The sequence below is a fragment of the Streptomyces sp. NPDC002588 genome, assembly GCF_040295925.1.
In the GTDB taxonomy this organism is placed as follows: Bacteria; Actinomycetota; Actinomycetes; order Streptomycetales; family Streptomycetaceae; genus Streptomyces.
The window spans coordinates 27,420-44,731 of the sequence record NZ_JBEOWF010000006.1 but is presented as its reverse complement, the minus strand read 5'-3'; the positions used below and the strand labels follow the sequence as shown (position 1 = coordinate 44,731).

11 protein-coding genes are annotated in these 17,312 nt (G+C 74.1%); 6 read left to right on the top strand and 5 right to left on the bottom strand.

Going from position 1 to position 17,312, the window contains the following annotated elements:
- Positions 1-17: 17 nt before the first annotated feature.
- A complete protein-coding gene (locus ABT057_RS08510) occupies positions 18-200 on the bottom strand; it encodes a hypothetical protein (RefSeq protein WP_352341707.1) in 183 nt (60 codons plus the stop codon).
- Positions 201-373: 173 nt separating this feature from the next.
- On the opposite strand from ABT057_RS08510, the gene ABT057_RS08505 reads away from it, so the two are divergent.
- From ABT057_RS08505 to ABT057_RS08495, 3 genes are all read left to right on the top strand, one after another.
- Positions 374-1,399: a P1 family peptidase gene (locus tag ABT057_RS08505; RefSeq protein WP_352341706.1), complete on the top strand. Its 1,026-nt coding sequence runs from the start codon at positions 374-376 to the stop codon at positions 1,397-1,399.
- 308 nt (positions 1,400-1,707) lie between these two features.
- The gene (locus ABT057_RS08500) at positions 1,708-2,931 is read left to right on the top strand and encodes a L,D-transpeptidase (RefSeq protein ID WP_352341705.1); all 1,224 of its coding nucleotides are present in this window, start codon (positions 1,708-1,710) and stop codon (positions 2,929-2,931) included.
- A 178-nt stretch (positions 2,932-3,109) separates the two neighbouring features.
- Positions 3,110-3,856 carry a DUF6227 family protein gene (locus ABT057_RS08495; RefSeq protein ID WP_352341704.1) on the top strand — a complete coding sequence of 249 codons (747 nt, stop codon included), beginning with the start codon at positions 3,110-3,112 and terminating at the stop codon, positions 3,854-3,856.
- 77 nt (positions 3,857-3,933) lie between these two features.
- Here ABT057_RS08495 and ABT057_RS08490 read toward each other — a convergent pair whose 3' ends face one another.
- Positions 3,934-4,080, bottom strand: coding sequence for a hypothetical protein (locus ABT057_RS08490; RefSeq protein ID WP_352341703.1), 147 nt, complete (start codon positions 4,078-4,080; stop codon positions 3,934-3,936).
- 112 nt (positions 4,081-4,192) lie between these two features.
- Between ABT057_RS08490 and ABT057_RS08485 the strand changes: the two genes are divergently transcribed.
- From ABT057_RS08485 to ABT057_RS08475, 3 genes are all read left to right on the top strand, one after another.
- Positions 4,193-7,723 carry an ATP-binding protein gene (locus tag ABT057_RS08485; protein WP_352341702.1) on the top strand — a complete coding sequence of 1,177 codons (3,531 nt, stop codon included), beginning with the start codon at positions 4,193-4,195 and terminating at the stop codon, positions 7,721-7,723.
- Between the two features lie 163 nt (positions 7,724-7,886).
- Entirely contained in the window at positions 7,887-9,710 is a 1,824-nt protein-coding gene (locus tag ABT057_RS08480; protein ID WP_352341701.1) for a serine/threonine-protein kinase, read from the top strand.
- 49 nt (positions 9,711-9,759) lie between these two features.
- On the top strand, positions 9,760-10,530 hold the full coding sequence (locus ABT057_RS08475; protein ID WP_352341700.1) for a hypothetical protein: 771 nt from the start codon (positions 9,760-9,762) through the stop codon (positions 10,528-10,530).
- Here the strand turns inward: ABT057_RS08475 and ABT057_RS08470 are convergent.
- The 3 genes from ABT057_RS08470 to pfkB form a co-directional block, all read right to left on the bottom strand.
- Positions 10,515-13,886 carry an ATP-binding protein gene (locus ABT057_RS08470; RefSeq protein WP_352341699.1) on the bottom strand — a complete coding sequence of 1,124 codons (3,372 nt, stop codon included), beginning with the start codon at positions 13,884-13,886 and terminating at the stop codon, positions 10,515-10,517. The two genes, ABT057_RS08475 and ABT057_RS08470, sit on opposite strands and share 16 nt — an antisense overlap.
- Before the next feature lie 224 nt (positions 13,887-14,110).
- Positions 14,111-16,186 carry a PTS fructose transporter subunit IIABC gene (locus ABT057_RS08465; RefSeq protein ID WP_352341698.1) on the bottom strand — a complete coding sequence of 692 codons (2,076 nt, stop codon included), beginning with the start codon at positions 16,184-16,186 and terminating at the stop codon, positions 14,111-14,113.
- 154 nt (positions 16,187-16,340) lie between these two features.
- On the bottom strand, positions 16,341-17,288 hold the full coding sequence (gene pfkB / locus ABT057_RS08460; protein ID WP_352341888.1) for a 1-phosphofructokinase: 948 nt from the start codon (positions 17,286-17,288) through the stop codon (positions 16,341-16,343).
- Positions 17,289-17,312 lie beyond the last annotated feature (24 nt).

Below are 17,312 nucleotides of genomic sequence, written 5' to 3'. Positions count from 1 at the left end.
CGGGTGCCGTCGGCGGTTCAGAGGTGGTGGGGCGGCTTCTCGTCGAGGAAGCGCCTGAGATCGGCCGCGCTGTCGCCGGAGGCGGCCGGACGCTCGCCCCACCCGCGGTCCGTGTCGTCCGAGGACTGCTGGTCCAGCGGATCGTCGAAGACCAGCGCGGCCTTCGGGTCGCGCGGCTCGGGGGCGGCTGTGGTGCTCATGCCTCCAGGGTACGGCCCTGCGGGGTGCGGCCCTGCGGACCAGGACCCTGGCGGCGGCGACCGGCACGACGCCGGCAGCGCGGGCGGCGGCGCGGGCGAGCGGGCTAGCGGGCTTCGAGCGCGGCCGTGTGACTGCGGCCGCCGGCGGCGCGGGCCGGGTGAGACTGGCTCCCATGACAGTTGACGCTCTGACGGACGTGCCGGGTCTGCGGGTGGGGCATGCCTCCCGCACCGGCGACGGTTGGCTCACCGGCACCACGGTCGTACTCGCACCGGAGGGCGGCGCGGTCGCCGCCGTGGATGTGCGCGGTGGTGGTCCCGGTACCAAGGAGACCGACGCGCTGGACCCACGCAACCTGGTGCAGCGGGTCGAGGCGATCGTGCTGACCGGCGGCAGCGCCTACGGGCTGGACGCGGCGTCCGGGGTGATGGCCTGGCTGGAGGAGCAGGGGCGCGGTGTGCCGGTCGGCCGGGACCCCGCGCACGTGGTGCCGGTGGTGCCCGCCGCCTGTGTCTTCGACCTGGGGCGGGGCGGAGACTTCCGGGCCCGCCCGGACGCGGCCCTCGGCCGGGCGGCGGTCGAGGAGGCCGCGGCGAGCGCGCCCGGCGCACCGGTGCCGCAGGGCTGCGTGGGCGCCGGGACGGGGGCGGCGGTCGGGCCGATGAAGGGCGGTGTGGGCAGTGCCGGCGTACGCCTCGACTCGGGGATCACGGTCGCCGCGCTGGTGGTGGCGAACGCGGCGGGCTCGGTCATGGATCCGGAAACGGGGGTGCTGTACGGGGAGTTGTTCCAGGGGCGTGTGGAGTATCCGGAGGCGCGGGTGCACGAGGCCGCGCGGCTCCGCCTCGCCGAGACGGCGGCGCAGAACGCGCCGCCGCCGCTGAACACGACGCTCGCGGTGGTCGCCACCGACGCCGACCTCACGAAGGCGCAGGCGCAGAAGCTGGCGGGCACCGCACACGACGGGATCGCCCGCGCGGTACGCCCGGTCCACCTCCTGCACGACGGCGACACGGTGTTCGCCCTGGCCACGGGCGCCCGCCCGCTCGTCCCCGACCATCCGCTGGCTCTCAACGACCTTCTGGCCGCCGGCGCGGACGTGGTGACCCGGGCGATCATCCGTGCGGTGCGCGCGGCCACGCCGGTGGTGGGGCCGGGGGGTGCGTGGCCGTCGTACACGGAGTTGTACGGGGGGTGACGGGAGGTTCCGGTCGTCCTCGGGCCGCACGGGTTCGCCTCGGACCGTGCCGGTGGTGATGTGCGCCGGGTACTTCCCGGTCCGTCATCGCCCTGTCGCCCCGCAGGTCGGTGCCCCCTCGCAGCGCCGCCAGGAGCTGACCTGGGAACTGAACCGAGGGGCTGGGCCGAGCGATTGTCCTGGTTCTGTCACGTGATCGTGTCCGTTGCGCCAGAGGGGGAACCCCGGCGGCCGTCCGGTCTCTCCTTCTCCACGTACTCCGCGTACCGCAGCGGATCTCGCAACGTCTCATGAAGCTGGAGCAGCCCGTGACAACGCCGGACACAACAGTGCGTCGCACCCTGGGAGCCTGTGCCGTCCTCGTGGTCGGCGCCCTGACCCTGACCGCTTGCGGGGGCAGCGCCAACGCCAAGGTCGACGAAGGCAAGAACGGCAAGGAGGTCGGCGCGAAGACGTCCACCGCGAAGATCGCCATCTCGGCGAAGGACGGTTCGACGGGGGCGTCGATCAACACCACCGGTGTGAAGGTGAGCGACGGCCGGCTCACCGACGTGAAGATGACGGTGGCGGGCAGCGGGCAGGTCGTGGCGGGCACGCTGGCGGCCGACGGCAGCAGTTGGAAGCCGAAGGAGCAGTTGGAGCGCGGCACGAAGTACCAGATATCGGCGACCGCGAAGGATTCGAACGGCAAGACGTCCGCCGCCAACTCGATCTTCACCACGGTCACTTCGTCGAACAGCTTCATCGGGACGTACACGCCGGACAACGGCACGACGGTCGGCGTGGGGATGCCGGTGTCGTTCACGTTCGACAAGGTCATCGGTGACAAGAAGGCCGTGCAGTCGCACATCACGGTCACCTCGAGCAGCGGCCAGCAGGTGGTGGGGCACTGGTTCGGGGCGCAGCGGCTCGACTTCCGGCCCGAGGAGTACTGGAAGGCCGGTTCCAAGGTCACGATGAAGATCGACCTGGACGGCGTCGAAGGCGCGAACGGTGTCTACGGGGTGCAGAAGAAGACGGTCACCTTCACGATCGGGCGGTCGCAGGTCTCCACGGTCGACGTCGACACGGAGATGATGACGGTCGTACGGGACGGGAAGGTGCTGCGGAATCAGCCGATCTCGTCGGGCAGCCCGGAGCACACCACGTACAACGGGCAGATGGTGATCTCCGAGAAGTTCGTGCAGACCCGGATGAACAGCCAGACGGTGGGTCTGGGTGGGGAGTACGACATCCCGGACGTGCCGCACGCGATGCGTCTGACGACGTCCGGCACCTTCATCCACGGCAACTACTGGTACAACAAGGGCAATCCGCCGTTCGGCCGGGAGGGCACCAGCCATGGCTGCGTAGGCCTCGCGGACGTCCAGGGGGCGCAGGGGGACACGCCCGCCAAGTGGTTCTACGACAACTCGCTGATCGGGGATGTCGTGATCGTGAAGAACTCGCCCGACAAGACGGTGGCTCCGGACAACGGGCTCAACGGGTGGAACATGTCGTGGGCGGAGTGGACGGCGGGCAGCGCCTCCTGAGATCGGCGAACCGGTCCTCGACCGGCACTTTCTGACAGATCGTCGGGCCGCGCAGGAACATTTCGCGCGGCCCGGCCGTTTTCCCTGCGTAGGTTTTCTCGGTTCCGGGACATGATGTCCGACCGAGGGGCTACGGTATGCACCCACAAGGTGACATGCAGCAACGCCGGGAGAAACCTTGAGCGTTCCGTACGAGACCGCAGCGTACGAACCAGCCGAGTCGCCCGAGTCTCCGGAGGAGCACCTCGCGCGACTCCTCGGTCGTGCCCTGAACTCGTTCGAGCTGCCCGACGAGGCCCTGCGGCGGCTCGACTGCGCGTTGGCGCACGACAGCTCGCTGCACTCCGCGCACCACAGCGCGGGTATGCACCGCGAGACCTACCGGCACACCTGGCTGCTGGCCGACGGGTGCGCGCTGACCCTGTGGGAGCTGGTGCACAACACCGCGCCGGGCAGCGAGCCGCAGCACGAGGTGTACGTCGACGAGGAGGAGCTGCGCACGGCCACGGCACGGCTGCCATTACCCCCGGACACCGCGGATTTCGAGCTGCCGGTGCTGGTGCCGCTGGCGCAGGTCTCCCTGCCGCGGCACGTGTACGCGCCGGACGACTCGGCGGACCACGCCCGTCGGCTGCTGCGCCGGGCGGAGAACACCGACAGTCCCGGCCTGGACATCGCCGACCTGCTGGCGACGGCGTTCGCGCACCAGATCACCCAGGCTTTCGGGCGTCCCTGCCGGGCGGGCCGGATCGGGCTGGGTTTCTCGCTCTACGAACACGCGTTCCTGCTGCGTGACGGCCAGGAGATCTCCCTGTGGGAGGTCGAGCACACGGCCACCCCGGACGGGCGGCACATGTGCGAGGTGTATCCGTCGGAGGCGGAGGCACGCGAGGCGATGGAGCGGCGGGCGGCCCAGGTCTCCTGACCCTCGGGGCGATCCGCGCACTGCGCATGGTCCGCGCCGGCGCCGTCAAGCCCACGGCGCGCGAGCGCCGCGAGGAATCACGGGAAGTGCAGCTCGGCGAGCTGGGCGCCGTACTTCCTCCACTCCAGCTTCGCGGCACGCCGCGCTCGGTCCGGTTCTCCCCAGCGGGCGATATGCGGCCGCCCGAGCAGAGCACGCAGATCGTCCGGATCCTCCGTGCGCACAGGACCATCCGCGAACGCCTCACCTCATCTCGCCTCGCAACCGGAATCCGGCGATACTTCGTCCTCAACGCAGTTCCACACGGAAGCGGACGCATGCGGAGGAGGGCGGCGGATGGCGGACGGGGCGGGGACGGGACAGGCCGAGCACATCCGGGGCGGCGGGGAGCCGGGACTGCGGATCGGTGCCCTCGGCAGGCTCACCGCCACCCGACAGGGCGCACCGCTGGAACTCGGTGGCCGACGGCAGCGCGCGGTCCTGGCCCTTCTGCTGCTCGCCCGGGGCCGGATCGTCAGCACGGACCGGCTGATCGACTCTCTGTGGGACGAGGCACCGCCCAGCGCACTGAACGCGCTGCACGCCTACGTGTCCCATCTGCGGCGCCGCCTCGAACCGGACAGGGCGGCCAAGAGCCGTACCGGGTTCATCGTCCGCGAGGGCTCCGGCTATGCCCTGCGGATCGCCGACGAGGCCGTCGACGCCTGGCGGTTCGAGCACTCCATAGGCCGCGCCGCCGCGCAGGGCGATCCCGCGCGGGCCGTGGTGGCCCTGCGGGAGGCACTGGCACTGTGGCGGGGGCCGCTGCTCGCCGAGTACACCGGACAGCCCTGGGCGGTGCCCGAGGCGGCCCGGATGGCCGAGCTGCGGGAGGTGGCCCGGGAGCGGCTGCTCGCCGCGCGCCTGGACTGCGGGGAGAGCGGCCCGGTCGTCCCGGAGGCGGAGGCGCTGGTCGCGGAGGACCCGCTGCGGGAGGAGCGCTGGCGGCTGCTGGCGCTCGCCCTCTACCGGTCGCGGCGCCGGAGCGAGGCGCTCAGCTCCCTGCGCCGCGCCAGGGCGCTGCTGGTCGGCGAACTCGGCATAGACCCCGGGCCCGCGCTGCTCACCCTTGAGGCCGCTGTGCTGGACCGGGCCCCCGCCCTGATGACACCCACGACCGACCGCCCGGCCCACGACCTCCCGGCCCACGACCGCGCCGCCGCTCCCGCGCCGTCGGCCGCCTCCGCGACTTCCTCCCCTTCCTCTCCCCCCGAGCCCGCTCCGCAGCCCGCCGAGGAACTCCTCGACCGCGACCGGGAACTCGCCGATCTCCGCGACTGTGTGGCCGGGCTGTCGGCCGGGGAGTCCGGGCTGGTGCTGATCGAGGGCCCGGCGGGGATCGGCAAGAGCCGTCTGCTGGCCGAGCTGCGGCGGCTCGCCGACGACCGGGACGTCCTCCACGACGTCCTGGTGCTGCAGGCACGCGGCAGCCGGCGCGAGAGTGCGTACGGATTCGGCGCCGTGCGCCAGCTGCTGAAGGACGCCGTGGCCGGGGCGGAGGACGGGCTGCTGACCGGCGCCGCCGCGGCGGCCCGCGTCTTCGACGCCGACGCGGGCCTCCCCGGCCCGCCGGTCCCGGAGAACTTCGCGGTCCTGAGCGGCCTGTGCCGGGTCGTCACCGCCCTGGCGGCCGGGCGCCCCGTCCTGCTCTGCGTCGACGATCTCCAGTGGTGTGACACCGCCTCCCTGCACTTCCTCGCCCACCTCGCCCAGCGCCTGGACGATCAGCCGGTCCTGATCGCGGTGGCCGTGCGGACCGGCGAGCCCGCTCCGGACGACACGGCGCTCACCGAACTCACCCAGGACGCCGCCGCCGTGCACGTCCATCCGGCGCCGCTCGGTCCCGAGGGTGTCGCCGCCCTCGTCCGCCGAAGCCTCGGCGAGACCGCTCACGACACGTTCGCCGAGGCCTGCCATCGCACCACCGCCGGCAATCCGCTGCTGCTGCACCTGCTGCTGCGCGCCCTGCGGGCCGAAGACGTCCGGCCGCGCGCCGACCAGGTCGGCATGGTCACCGAACTGGGCTCACGGGCCGTGACCAGCCTGGTCCTGGCCCAGCTGTCGCGGCTTCCCCCGGCCTCCGCCACGGCGGCGCGAGCGGTCGCGGTTCTCGGCGACGGTGCCGAACTGCCCGCCGTCGCCCGGCTGGTCGGCCTGTCGGAGAGCGCCGCCGCCGAAGCCGTCGCCCCGCTGGTGCGGGCAGAGGTGTTGCGCGACCGGTACCCGCTGGGTTTCGTCCACCCGCTGATCGGCGACGCGGTCTACCGCGACCTGCCGTCCGCCGAGCGTCGGTCGTTCCATGAGCGGGCGGCACGGACTCTGTACGACCTGGACGCCGTGCCCGAACGGATCTCCGCCCAGCTGCTGCTGGCTCCGCACCGGGGCGAAGCCTGGGTGGTGGAGACCCTGTGCACGGCGGCGGCCGCCGCGGCCGGCCGCGGTGCCACGGGTTCCGCCGCCATCTATCTGGAGCGGGCCCTGCGGGAGCCGCCGCACCCGGACCTCCGCCCCGGCCTGCGGCTGGCACTCGGCCGCGCGGCCTTCCTCGGCGACGGACCCACCGCCGCGCTGCCCCACCTGAGGGAGGCCTACCGGACACTGTCCGATCCGGTGCGGCGCGCCGCGGCGGCACGGCTGCTCACCGGCGCCCTCCTGCTGGCCGGACGACATGGTGAACCCACCGAGTTCGCCCGCCAGGCCGCCGGCGAGCTGCCCGCCGGCCTGGCCGACGACCGGCAGGCCCTGGAGGCCCTGGCCCGGATCAGCGGCTATCTTCACGGCCTTGACCCGGCGCGGTGGCGGGGCGGCGCCGACCCGGCCGTCGAAGGAGAGGGTCCCGGTGCCCGCATGCTGGCCGCTGCCCTGGCCATGGAGGCGTTCATGGACGGCGTCGACCGTGCCGGGGCCGTCGAGCTGGCCCGGTTCGCCCTGGCCGACCGGGCCTTGCTGACCGCCGGCAGCGGCCCGCTGTGGAGCATGGCCGGAGTCGTGCTGCACATGGCCGGTGACGACGTCAGCGGCTTCTGGACGGAAGTACGGCTCCATGCGGAGCGGCAGGGATCCCTGTACACCGGGAACATCGCGCGGACCTGGCAGGGCTACACCCAGTGGTGTCACGGCTACCTGCGGGAAGCCCTCGCTCTCCTGACCTCGGCGCAGGAGCCGCTGGACCTGCGGGCGACCGTGTCCGACGTGCCGTACGCGCGGCATGCCTTCACCGTCGGGGTCCTGATCGACCTCGGCGACACCGCCGGCGCCCGTGCGCACCTGGACCGGCTCGGCACGCTGCCCGCGACGGGGCCCGGCTCACGCCTGCTCGCCGAGGCAAGGGCCGCGGTGCTGCTGGCGGAGGAACGCCACCCCGAGGCGCTCGCGGTGCTCGACGAACTCGCCCGCACCCAGGCCGTGAGCAGCCTCACCTGGTGGCCGGGGGGTTCGCTGCGAGCCCAGGTGCTGGCCGCCGCGGGGCGGCGAGCCGAGGCCGTCGCCGTGCTCGAGCAGGAACTCACCCGTACCCGTAAGTGGGGGGCGCCGGTCCTGCTGGGCAGGAACCTGCGTCTGCTCGGTGAGTTGCGCGGCCCGGAGGGGCTGGCGGAACTCCGCGAGGCCGTCACCCTCCTCGCCCCGTCCCTGGCCGTGCTGGAGTACGCCCGCGCGCTCCACGCCCTGGCTTTGCACAGCCCGCCGGACGACGCCGGCCGGGCCCTGCGCCAAGCCGGGGCCGTCGCCGGGCGGTGCGGGGCGGAGGGTCTGCTGCGCACCGTGAACGCCGCCTCCGACCGCCTGCCCGCGGCTGGGCGGACCGGGCAGGAAGGATTGCTCGGGTAGTCCGGCCGGAGGCGGCTCAGCAGGTGAAACTGCCGGTGACCGTGGCGTCCCCGAGGGGCGGAGACGGTGCCCGAGGCTTTGAGTACGTACCGGCCAGGGTGTGGCGCACCTCTTGCAGCGCACTTGCAAGTGCACTGCAAGACGGCCCCGGATCATCCCTCTCGTGGAACGAGAGCGACGCAGCGGGACGGCAGGAGTGCCGGAGTGGACGGTCAGCGGCTACCGGGGCATACGGGAGCTGGGGTCGGGAGCAAGCGGGCGGGTGGTGCTCGCCAGGCATGAGGAGACGGGGACACCGGTCGCCGTCAAGTACCTCTCCGAGCGGCTCCGCGACGACGAACGGTTCCGCGCGGGCTTCCGTGCGGAGGCGCGGCTGCTGAGCACGCTGGAGTCGCCGTACGTGGTCCGGCTGTACGAGTACGCGGAGACGCCTCAGGGCGCCGCCATCGTGATGGAACTGGTGGACGGCGTCCCGCTGGGGGCGCTGCTGCGGGAGGAGGGCGCCACCGGGCCCGAGGCGGCGCTCACCGTGCTCAAGGGCTCGCTGCTGGGGCTGGCCGCCGCCCATGCGGCGGGGGTGGTGCACCGGGACTACAAGCCCGACAACGTCCTGGTCGCCGCCGACGGCTCGTCGAAGCTGGTGGACTTCGGTATCGCCGTGCGCAGCGGTTACCGGGCCGAGGAGGTGGCGGGCACTCCGCTGTACATGGCGCCCGAGCAGTGGACCGGCCGGCCCGCCAGCCCGGTCTCGGACGTGTACGCGGCGACCGCCACGTTCTTCGAGTGCCTCACCGGCGCCAGGCCGTACTCCGGTACGACCGCGATAGAGCTGGCCGTGCAGCACATGGAGGCGCCGATCCCGGACGAGCTCGTCCCGGAGCCGGTACGTCCGTTGATCCGCAGGGGCCTCGCCAAGGACCCCGAGCAGCGCCCGGCCACCGCCGCCGACTTCGTCACCGAACTGGAGGCGCTCGCCACGGCCGCGTACGGGGAGGACTGGGAGGAGCGCGGGCAGCGCAAGCTCGCCGCCCTGGCCGCGCTCCTGCCGCTGTTGTTCCCGTTGTACGAGCCCGGCGCCTCGGGCACCACCGCGCTCGCGACGACCACGCTCGGGGCGGGGGCCGAGGTGCGCGGACGGCGTCCGCTGCGGGGCCGGGGCAAGATCGTGGCCGGGGTCACGGCGGGCGCGGTACTCACCGGCGCGCTCACGCTGACCGCGATCGCGAGCGGTGATCCGTCCGATCACAGGGCCGGTTCCCGGACCACGGCCGGTGCGTCGAGCGGCGCGGGCTCCGCATCGTCCACCGAGTCCACCGGGCCCGCCGGGTCCACTCCGTCCGGCACGGTGTCCGGCAGCGCCGACGCCTCCGGCTCGGCGAGCCCGAGCACGTCGGCAGACGCCTCCGCGTCGGCGTCCGCCTCGGAGGAGGCCGGTGCCGGGGGAACGACCGGCGGATCGGCGAGCGGGGCGACGGGCGGCACGCCGACCGGTTCCTCCGGCGGGGGCGGCACCGGAGGAAGCACCACCGGCGGGGGAACTACCGGTGGCGGCACGACCGGCGGAGGCACGACCGGGGGCGGTACGACCGCCGGGGGCGGCGGCACGCCCACCGCCGACCCCACGGCCACCGCCGCACCGCAGCTCGACGTGGAGTCCGTCACCATCCAGGCGAGCGGGCCGCTGGGGTCGGGCTGCGCCATGGTGGTCTCGGTCACCGTGAAGACCGACGGCGCCGCCGACGGCACGATGACCCTCACCTGGTTCAACAGCATGACCGACGGCCAGACCGGCCCGGCCGACGGCACCCAGTCGGTCACGCTCGCCAAGGGGCAGACCCAGATCTCGGGCCGCTACACCCACACCTTCGGCACCCCGGACCCCTACCCCTATCTGGGTGTGAAGGTGTCGACCAGCCCGGCCGCCGACTCCGGCAACGGCTCCATCGCCACCATCGCCGCTCCCAGCAGCTGCGACCCCGTCCGCTGAGACTCCGGCTGCTGCCACCGCGCCCGACATCCCGCACCCGAGAGGAACCATGACGGCACCTCAGGACCCCCGTCAGGACCCCCGGCGGTATTTCGCCCTGCCGTCCGGGGACGGCACCGGCCCGCAGGGCGGCCCCGCGTCACCCGACGAGGCCTTCACGGTATGGCTGCCGCCCCCGGACCAGATGGAGACCGTACGGCTGGACGGCCCCGACGCCGCCCGCGAAATCGCCGCCACGCTCCGTTTCACCGAGGACGACACCTTCACCGAGGACGACACCGCCCGGACGGCACCGGGGATCTCCTTCGGTCCCGGCGTCCCCTCCCCCGTTCCGACCGGTGTGGGGGGATCCACCGCTGCCGAGGTCTGGCACGGCGCCGCCCGTCCGGACGGGCCGCCGCGGGGCGAACGGCGCAAGCGGCGCAGAGGCCGGCTGCTGGGTGGCTGGCTGCTGCCGCTGGTCGTGCTGATCGCCGTACTGGCCTACCTGGCCTGGCAGCACTACGGGCCGCCGCTCACGGTGACATCGGCCACGGTCCGCACCGATCCCGACGGGCCGCCCTGCGACGGCACCGCAGTCATCACCGGCACCCTGCGCACCAACGGCGGGGCGGGCGACGTGCGCTACCGCTGGAAGCGCAGCGACGGCACCGTGTCGGGCGTCCTGCGCCAGCACATCGCCCACGGCACCCGGCACACGGACGTCGTGCTGCGCTGGAGCTTCGACGGGCGGGGCACCCTCCGGGCCACCGCGACCCTGGAGGTGCTCTCGCCGGATCCGGTGAGGGCGTCGACGGAGTTCGCCTACCGCTGCCCCTGAAGCTTCCGCACGGATCGCAGCAGCCCCTCGGCCCCGCACCGTGCAGCGATGTCGTGTGCCTCGCGCAGCGCCGGGCCGGCCTCGGCCTCGGGGCCGTGCAGGGCGAGGGCGTACAGGGCCCGGGCGTGTTCCAGCCGGGCCGGGCCGGGAGCCAGCAGTGCCACCGCCTCCCGCAGGTGGGGCACGCCGTCGGCGCCGCGCAGTTCGCCGAGCATCCGCAGGGCGCGGCCCGAGGAGCTGGGGGCGCCCCAGCCGCGGGCCACGCGTAGTTGTTCCTCGGCCAGTGCCTCCGCCTCGGCCAGCTCACCGAGGTCGGCCAGGACCCGCACCCGCAGGGAACCCCAGGGCCACCAGGCGGGGTTGCCGACCGGCGGCTGGAGATGGCGGACACCGTCCAGGCTGGCCAGTGCCTCGTCGGGGCGTCCCTCTGCCATCAGCACCCTGGCCTGGGTCTCGCCCAGCAGACGGGTGCCCTCGGTGCCGACGATCCAGCCGCGCATCCGTTCGAGGCAGGCGCGTGCGCCCGCCACGTCACCCAGGTCGAGCAGCAACGCCGTCATGAAGGTCCGGCCCTGGGGGGCTCCGGGGGCCAGGCCCCAGGTCTCGGAGTGCTCGATGGCGGTCGCCAGCGAGGTGTGCGCCGCGCGCAGGTCGCCGTGGTTCCACTGGGTCCAGCCCCGCCACAGGTGGGTGGCGAGCACGGAGAACAGCGAGCCGCGCCGACGGGCCCTGGCCAGCGCGGCGTCCCACAGCTCGCCGACCTCCTCGTCGGCCAGGTGCAGCACGATCGCGGCGGTGTACCAGAGCATCTCCTCGCCGGCGTCCAGCAGCACGTCGTCGGCAAGGGCGAAACGGGCCATTTCGACCGCCCGGGTGCGGTTGCTGCCGTCGTGGGCCGCCTCCCGGGCCAGGTTGGCGGCGAGCATCCGGGCGCCGGGGCCGTCACCGCTGATCACCGGGGTCTCGTCGGAGCGCCACTGCCGCGGGTGCAGCCCGTGCATGAAGCCGCTGGTCCGCTCCAGCGCCAGCAGCCCCTGCCGCGCGTCGGTGAACTCGGCGGGCAGTTCGCCGGCCGCGCGGCGGGCGAAGGCGGTGGCCTGGCCGGGTCCGCCGGCGAAGACGAGGGTGCGAGCGAGCGCGAGGGCGGCGGTGGCCCGGCGGGCCGGGTCGGGCAGGGTCTCGTAGGCCTGGCCCAGGTGCTCCACGGCGGCGGGGCCGTTGCCGAGGGTCTCGGCGCGCCCCAGCTCCAGCAGCACATCGGGGCGCCGGTCGGGGCCGGGCGGCTCGTCCAGGGCCCGGGTCAGGTAGGTGACGGCGGCGTCCGCGGCGCCCCGGCCGACGGCCTCGCGGGCCGCGGTGCGCAGCAGGTCCACGGCCCAGGGGTCGGCGCGGCGGGGGGTGAGCAGCAGATGGGCGGCGACCTGCTGCAGCGGGGCGCCCGCGGTGTGCAGGGCGCGGGCGGCGCGCTCGTGCCGCAGCTGCCGTTCGCCGGGGGGAAGGTCGCGGTAGACGGCGTCGCCGACGAGGGGGTGCACGAAGCCCAGCGGGTACCGGTCACGGATGATCTCGGCCCGTACGAGCGGCGCCAGGGCGTCCGCCACGATGCCGTCCGGCACCTCCATGACGATGGCGACGTCCCGCACGGCGGCGCCGTCCCCGAGGACGGCGATGGCGCGGGCCACCTCCGTGGCAAGGGCGGGCAGATGGGTCAGGCGGCCGAGGACGAGCTGGGAGACGGCGCGGGATCCCACGTCGGTGACGGTGGCGGCCTGTGCCGCGTGCGGCCGGACGCCGCGCGACCGCAGGGCGCGCAGCAGCTGCCGCAGGAGCAGCGGGTTGCCCGAGGTGGCCCGGTGGCAGGCGGCGGCGAAGTCGTCGTGCGGGGTCTCGCCGAGCGAGCGGCCGACCAGCTCGGCGACGCCGGCCGGGGTGAGCGGCGTGGGCCGGATGCGCAGGACCGAGGGCGCGTCGGTGAGTTCGGACGGGAGCGGTCCGTGGTGGTGGGGCTCGCCGGTGCGCAGGGTGGCGACGACGAGGACGGGCAGGCCTCGCAGATTGCGCGCGAGGTGGGCGAGGAAGCGCAGCGAACCGGTGTCGCACCACTGGAGGTCGTCCACGGCCAGCAGCAGGGGGCGTTCGGCGGCGAGTCGCTCGGTGAGCCGGTGGAGGCCGCCGAGGACGGCGAAGCCCTGGGGTGCCGCGGCGGGGGCGGCGGGGACGGAGGGGCCGTCGTGGTCGAACACCACCGAGGCGGGGGCGGCCGGCCCGGTCAGCAGTTCACCGCCGCGTCTGGCGACCAGGCTCTCCAGCAGCTGGCGTACCGCGCCGAAGCCGTAGTCCTGCTCACGGCGGCTGCCGCGCGCGGTCAGGGTCAGCATGCCGCGTTCGGCGGCCAGCCGACGTGCCTCGGCCAGCAGGCTGCTCTTGCCGATGCCGGCGGGGCCGTCCAGGAGGACGACCGCGGCCTCACCGCGCGCGGCGCCGGTCAACGCCGCCTCCACCTCGGCGAGTTGCCGGTCCCGGTCCACCAGGGCGTTTCCGGCGGACGGGGGGCGGACGTGGATCGCGGCCGGCGCGGAACGCGGCACCCGGTCGAGCGCCGGCGACTGGGCCAGCACATCGGCCTCCAGGGCGCGCAGCGCGGCGCCCGGTTCGGCGCCCAGCTCCTCGGCCAGCGTCTGCCGGGCACGCCGCAGGGCGCCGAGCGCGTCGGCCTGGCGGTGCGCGCGGTACAGGGCGAGCGCCAGCAGCCGCCAGCGCTCCTCGCACAGCGGGTCCTCGGCGGCCAGTGCCTCGGCCTCCGGGACGAGCACGGGGCTGTCCTCGCTGTCCAGCCGCGCCGCCAGCAGCCGCTCCCGTGCCGTCTCGTGCAGGCCGGCCAGGCGGGCGGCCTCGGCCCGGGCCCACGGCTCGGCGGCGTACTCGGCGAACGCCGGCCCGCGCCACAGCTCCAGCGCGCCCCCGACGACCCGGACCGCCTCGGCGGGATCGGCGAGCGCCTCGGCCCGCCGCAGCGCCCGCTCGAACCGCCGGGCGTCCACCGCCTCCTCCGGTACGCACAGGCCGTAGCCGGATCCCTCGCGGACGATGATCCCGCTGCGGTTTCTGGCCCTGCTGCCCGGCTCCAGTCCGCGCCGCAGACGTGAGACGTATGTCTGGAGAGCCCCGGGGGCGCTCGGCGGCGGGGTCTTCGCCCATACCGCCTCCACCAGCCGCTCGGCGCTCACGCTCGCCCCGTCGGCCACCACCAGCCGGGCCAGCACCGCGCGCTGCCGGCGGCCCCCGAGGTCCACGGCCCGGCCCTGGAGCGTGGCCCGCACCTCGCCCAGCACACTGATCCGCAAGGCGTCGTCCACTGTCGCTCCCTGTGCGTTCGTTCGAACAGCGACAGAATGCACCAGAACCAGGCAGGGTGGGCAATGCAGGCTTTCCCGCCCGGCCCGGCAGCGGGCTGAAGACCCACGCCGAGCTCGTGGAGTCGCCGGAGGAGCTCCCAGGTCTCCGGGCAAAGCCGAGCGGCCGGCCGCAGCCCCTGCTTCGAGGACTGTGACGACCGGCCGCTCGGGCGCGTCTGCTGCCGTTACGCGGCGATCGGCTGCTTCTTCCCGGACTCCGCGGCGGCGGAGCCGTCCTTTGCCGTCTCGGCTGCCGTGCCCTCCGCGGACCGTCCCCGCAGGCCCTTGAGGACGACGACCAGGGCGGTGGTCACGCACACACCCGCCGCGATGGCGATCAGGTAGAGGAACGGGCTGCCGATCAGCGGGATCACGAAGATGCCGCCGTGCGGGGCGCGCAGGGTGGCGCCGAAGGCCATCGACAGGGCGCCGGTGACGGCGCCGCCCGCCATCGAGGCCGGGATGACGCGCAGCGGGTCGGCCGCGGCGAACGGGATCGCGCCTTCGGAGATGAAGGAGGCGCCCAGCACCCAGGCGGCCTTGCCGTTCTCGCGCTCGGTCGGGGTGAACAGCTTCTTGCGGACGGTGGTCGCGAGCGCCATGCCCAGCGGCGGGACCATGCCGGCGGCCATGACGGCGGCCATGACCTTCATCGCGGAGTCGCTGGGGTCCTGGACGGCGATGCCGGCCGTGGCGAAGGCGTACGCGACCTTGTTGACGGGTCCGCCGAGGTCGAAGCACATCATCAGGCCGAGCAGGACGCCGAGCAGGACGGCGTTGGTGCCGGAGAGTCCGGCGAGCCAGTCCGTCATGCCCTTCTGGGCCTCGGCGATGGGCTTGCCGACCACGACGAACATCAGGAAGCCGACGACGATCGAGGAGATCAGCGGGATCACGACGACCGGCATGATGCCGCGCAGCACCGGCGGGATCTGGATCCGCTGGATCGCGAGGACGACGCCACCCGCCAGCAGACCGGCGACCAGACCGCCGAGGAAGCCCGCGGCGATGTTGGAGGCGATCATTCCGCCGACGAAGCCGGGGACGAGACCGGGACGGTCCGCCATGCCGTACGCGATGTATCCGGCGAGGACCGGGATGAGGAAGCCGAAGGCTACTCCGCCGATCTGGAAGAACAGAGCGCCCCAGCTGTCGACCTGGGTCCAGGAGAAGTGCTCCATGACCGAGGGCGCCTTGTTGATCTCCCAGCCGCCGATCGCGAAGCCGAGAGCGATCAGCAGACCGCCCGCGGCGACGAACGGCACCATGTAGCTCACGCCGGTCATCAGCCACTTGCGGAGCTTGGTGCCGTAGCTGTCGCCGGACTCCCCGGTCCGCTCGACCGGCGTGCCGCCCTTGGCGGCCGCGGTGACCTCGCCGCGCTCCGCCTTGGCGCGCGCCTCGGCGATCAGCTCGGCGGGGCGGCTGATGCCCGCCTTCACGCCGACGTCGACGGTGGGCTTGCCGGCGAAACGGTCCTTCTCGCGTACGGGGACGTCGTGGGCGAAGACCACGGCGTCGGCGGCGGCGATGACGGCCGGGTCGAGCCGGGTGAAGCCGGCCGAGCCCTGTGTCTCGACGGTGACCTCGACGCCCGCGTCACGGCCGGCGTTCTCCAGGGACTCGGCCGCCATGTAGGTGTGGGCGATGCCGGTGGGGCAGGAGGTGACGGCGACGATCCGGAAGGGCTCCGGGGCCGGAGCCTGCGACGTGGGAGGGGTGGTGGCCGTGGTGGCGTCGGCGGAGGCCGCCGCCGGCGCCACCACGGAGTCTGCGGATCCCGAGGCGTCCACGGCTTCCGCCGGTTCCTCGGAGGTGCCCTGGTCGCCCCGGATCAGGGCCGCGGCGGCCGCCGGGTCGCCCGCCGAGCGCAGCGCGTCGGTGAACTCGCTGTTCATCAGCTGGCGGGCCAGCGACGACAGGATCGTCAGATGGGCGTCGTCGGCACCGGCCGGTGCGGCGATCAGGAAGACCAGGTCGGCGGGGCCGTCCGCGGCGCCGAAGTCGATACCGGCGGCGCTGCGCCCGAAGGCGAGGGTGGGCTCGGTGACGTGTTCGCTGCGGCAGTGCGGGATGCCGATGCCGCCGTCGAGGCCGGTGGGCATCTGGGCCTCGCGGGCGGCCACGTCCGCGAGGAAGCCCTCGAGGTCGGTCACCCGCCCCAGGGCCACCATGCGGGTGGCAAGGGACCGCGCCGCGGCTTCCTTGGTGTCGGCGGACAGGTCGAGATCGACCAGATCCGCGGTGATCATGTCGCTCATCGCGGGCTCCTTCGCACGCGTATCGCCCGGGGCGTGGGGTGGGCGGGGGTGAGGATGGGGACGGGAGTGGGGTGGGGAGGGAGATGGGGAGAGGGAGAGGGGAGAGCAGCGAGTAACAGGAGAGCCGTCATGGCACCCGGCTCGTTCGGCTCCGTCATGACACCGGCTCCCTGAGTTCGCGGTCCACCGGCACCTGCGCCGTGACCGTCACCGCCGCCGGGTCCAGGTCGTCCGGGGTCGGCATCACGCTGCCGGGGAGTTGTACGGCGGCCGCGCCGTGGGCCACGGCCGAGGCGAGCGCCGCGGGGCCGCTGCCGCCGGCGATGAGGAAGCCGGCCAGGGAGGAGTCGCCCGCGCCCACGTTGCTGCGTACGACGTCCACCTGCGCGCTCGCGAACCAGGTGCCCGTGTCCTCCACGAGCAGTTGTCCGTCGGCGCCCAGGCTGGCGAGCACCGCTCGGGCCCCCATTCCGCGCAGTTCCTCGGCCGCCTTCACCGCGTCGCCCACCGTGGCCAGGGGCCGCCCGACGGCTTCCGCGAGTTCCTCGGCGTTGGGCTTCACCACGTCGGGCCGCTCGCGCAGGGCTTCGAGAAGCGCGCGCCCCGACGTGTCCAGAGCGATTCGCGCGCCCCCGGCGTGCGCCCGCGCGACGACCTCGGCGTACCAGGACGGCGCGAGTCCTCGGGGCAGGCTGCCGCAGCAGGCGATCCAGCCGGCGTCGCGGGACTGCTCGCGCACCGTCTCCAGGAGGAGTTCCTGCTCCTCCTGGGACAGCTCCGGCCCGGGGGCGTTGATCTTGGTGAGGACGCCGTCGGACTCGGCGAGCGCGATGTTCGAGCGGGTGGCTCCGGCGACCGGCACCGGCGCGACCTCGATGCCCTGCGCGTCGAGCAGGTCGGCGACGAGCGCGCCCGGCGCACCGCCCAGGGGCAGTACGGCGACCGTACGCCGTCCGGCGGCCGCGACGGCGCGCGAGACGTTCACGCCCTTGCCGCCGGGGTCCATCCGCTCGCCGGTGGCCCGGATGACCTCGCCGCGGTCGAGGGAGGGGACCTCGTAGGTGCGGTCCAGGGAGGGGTTGGGGGTGACGGTGAGGATCACTCCCGCGTTGCTCATGTCGGTGCC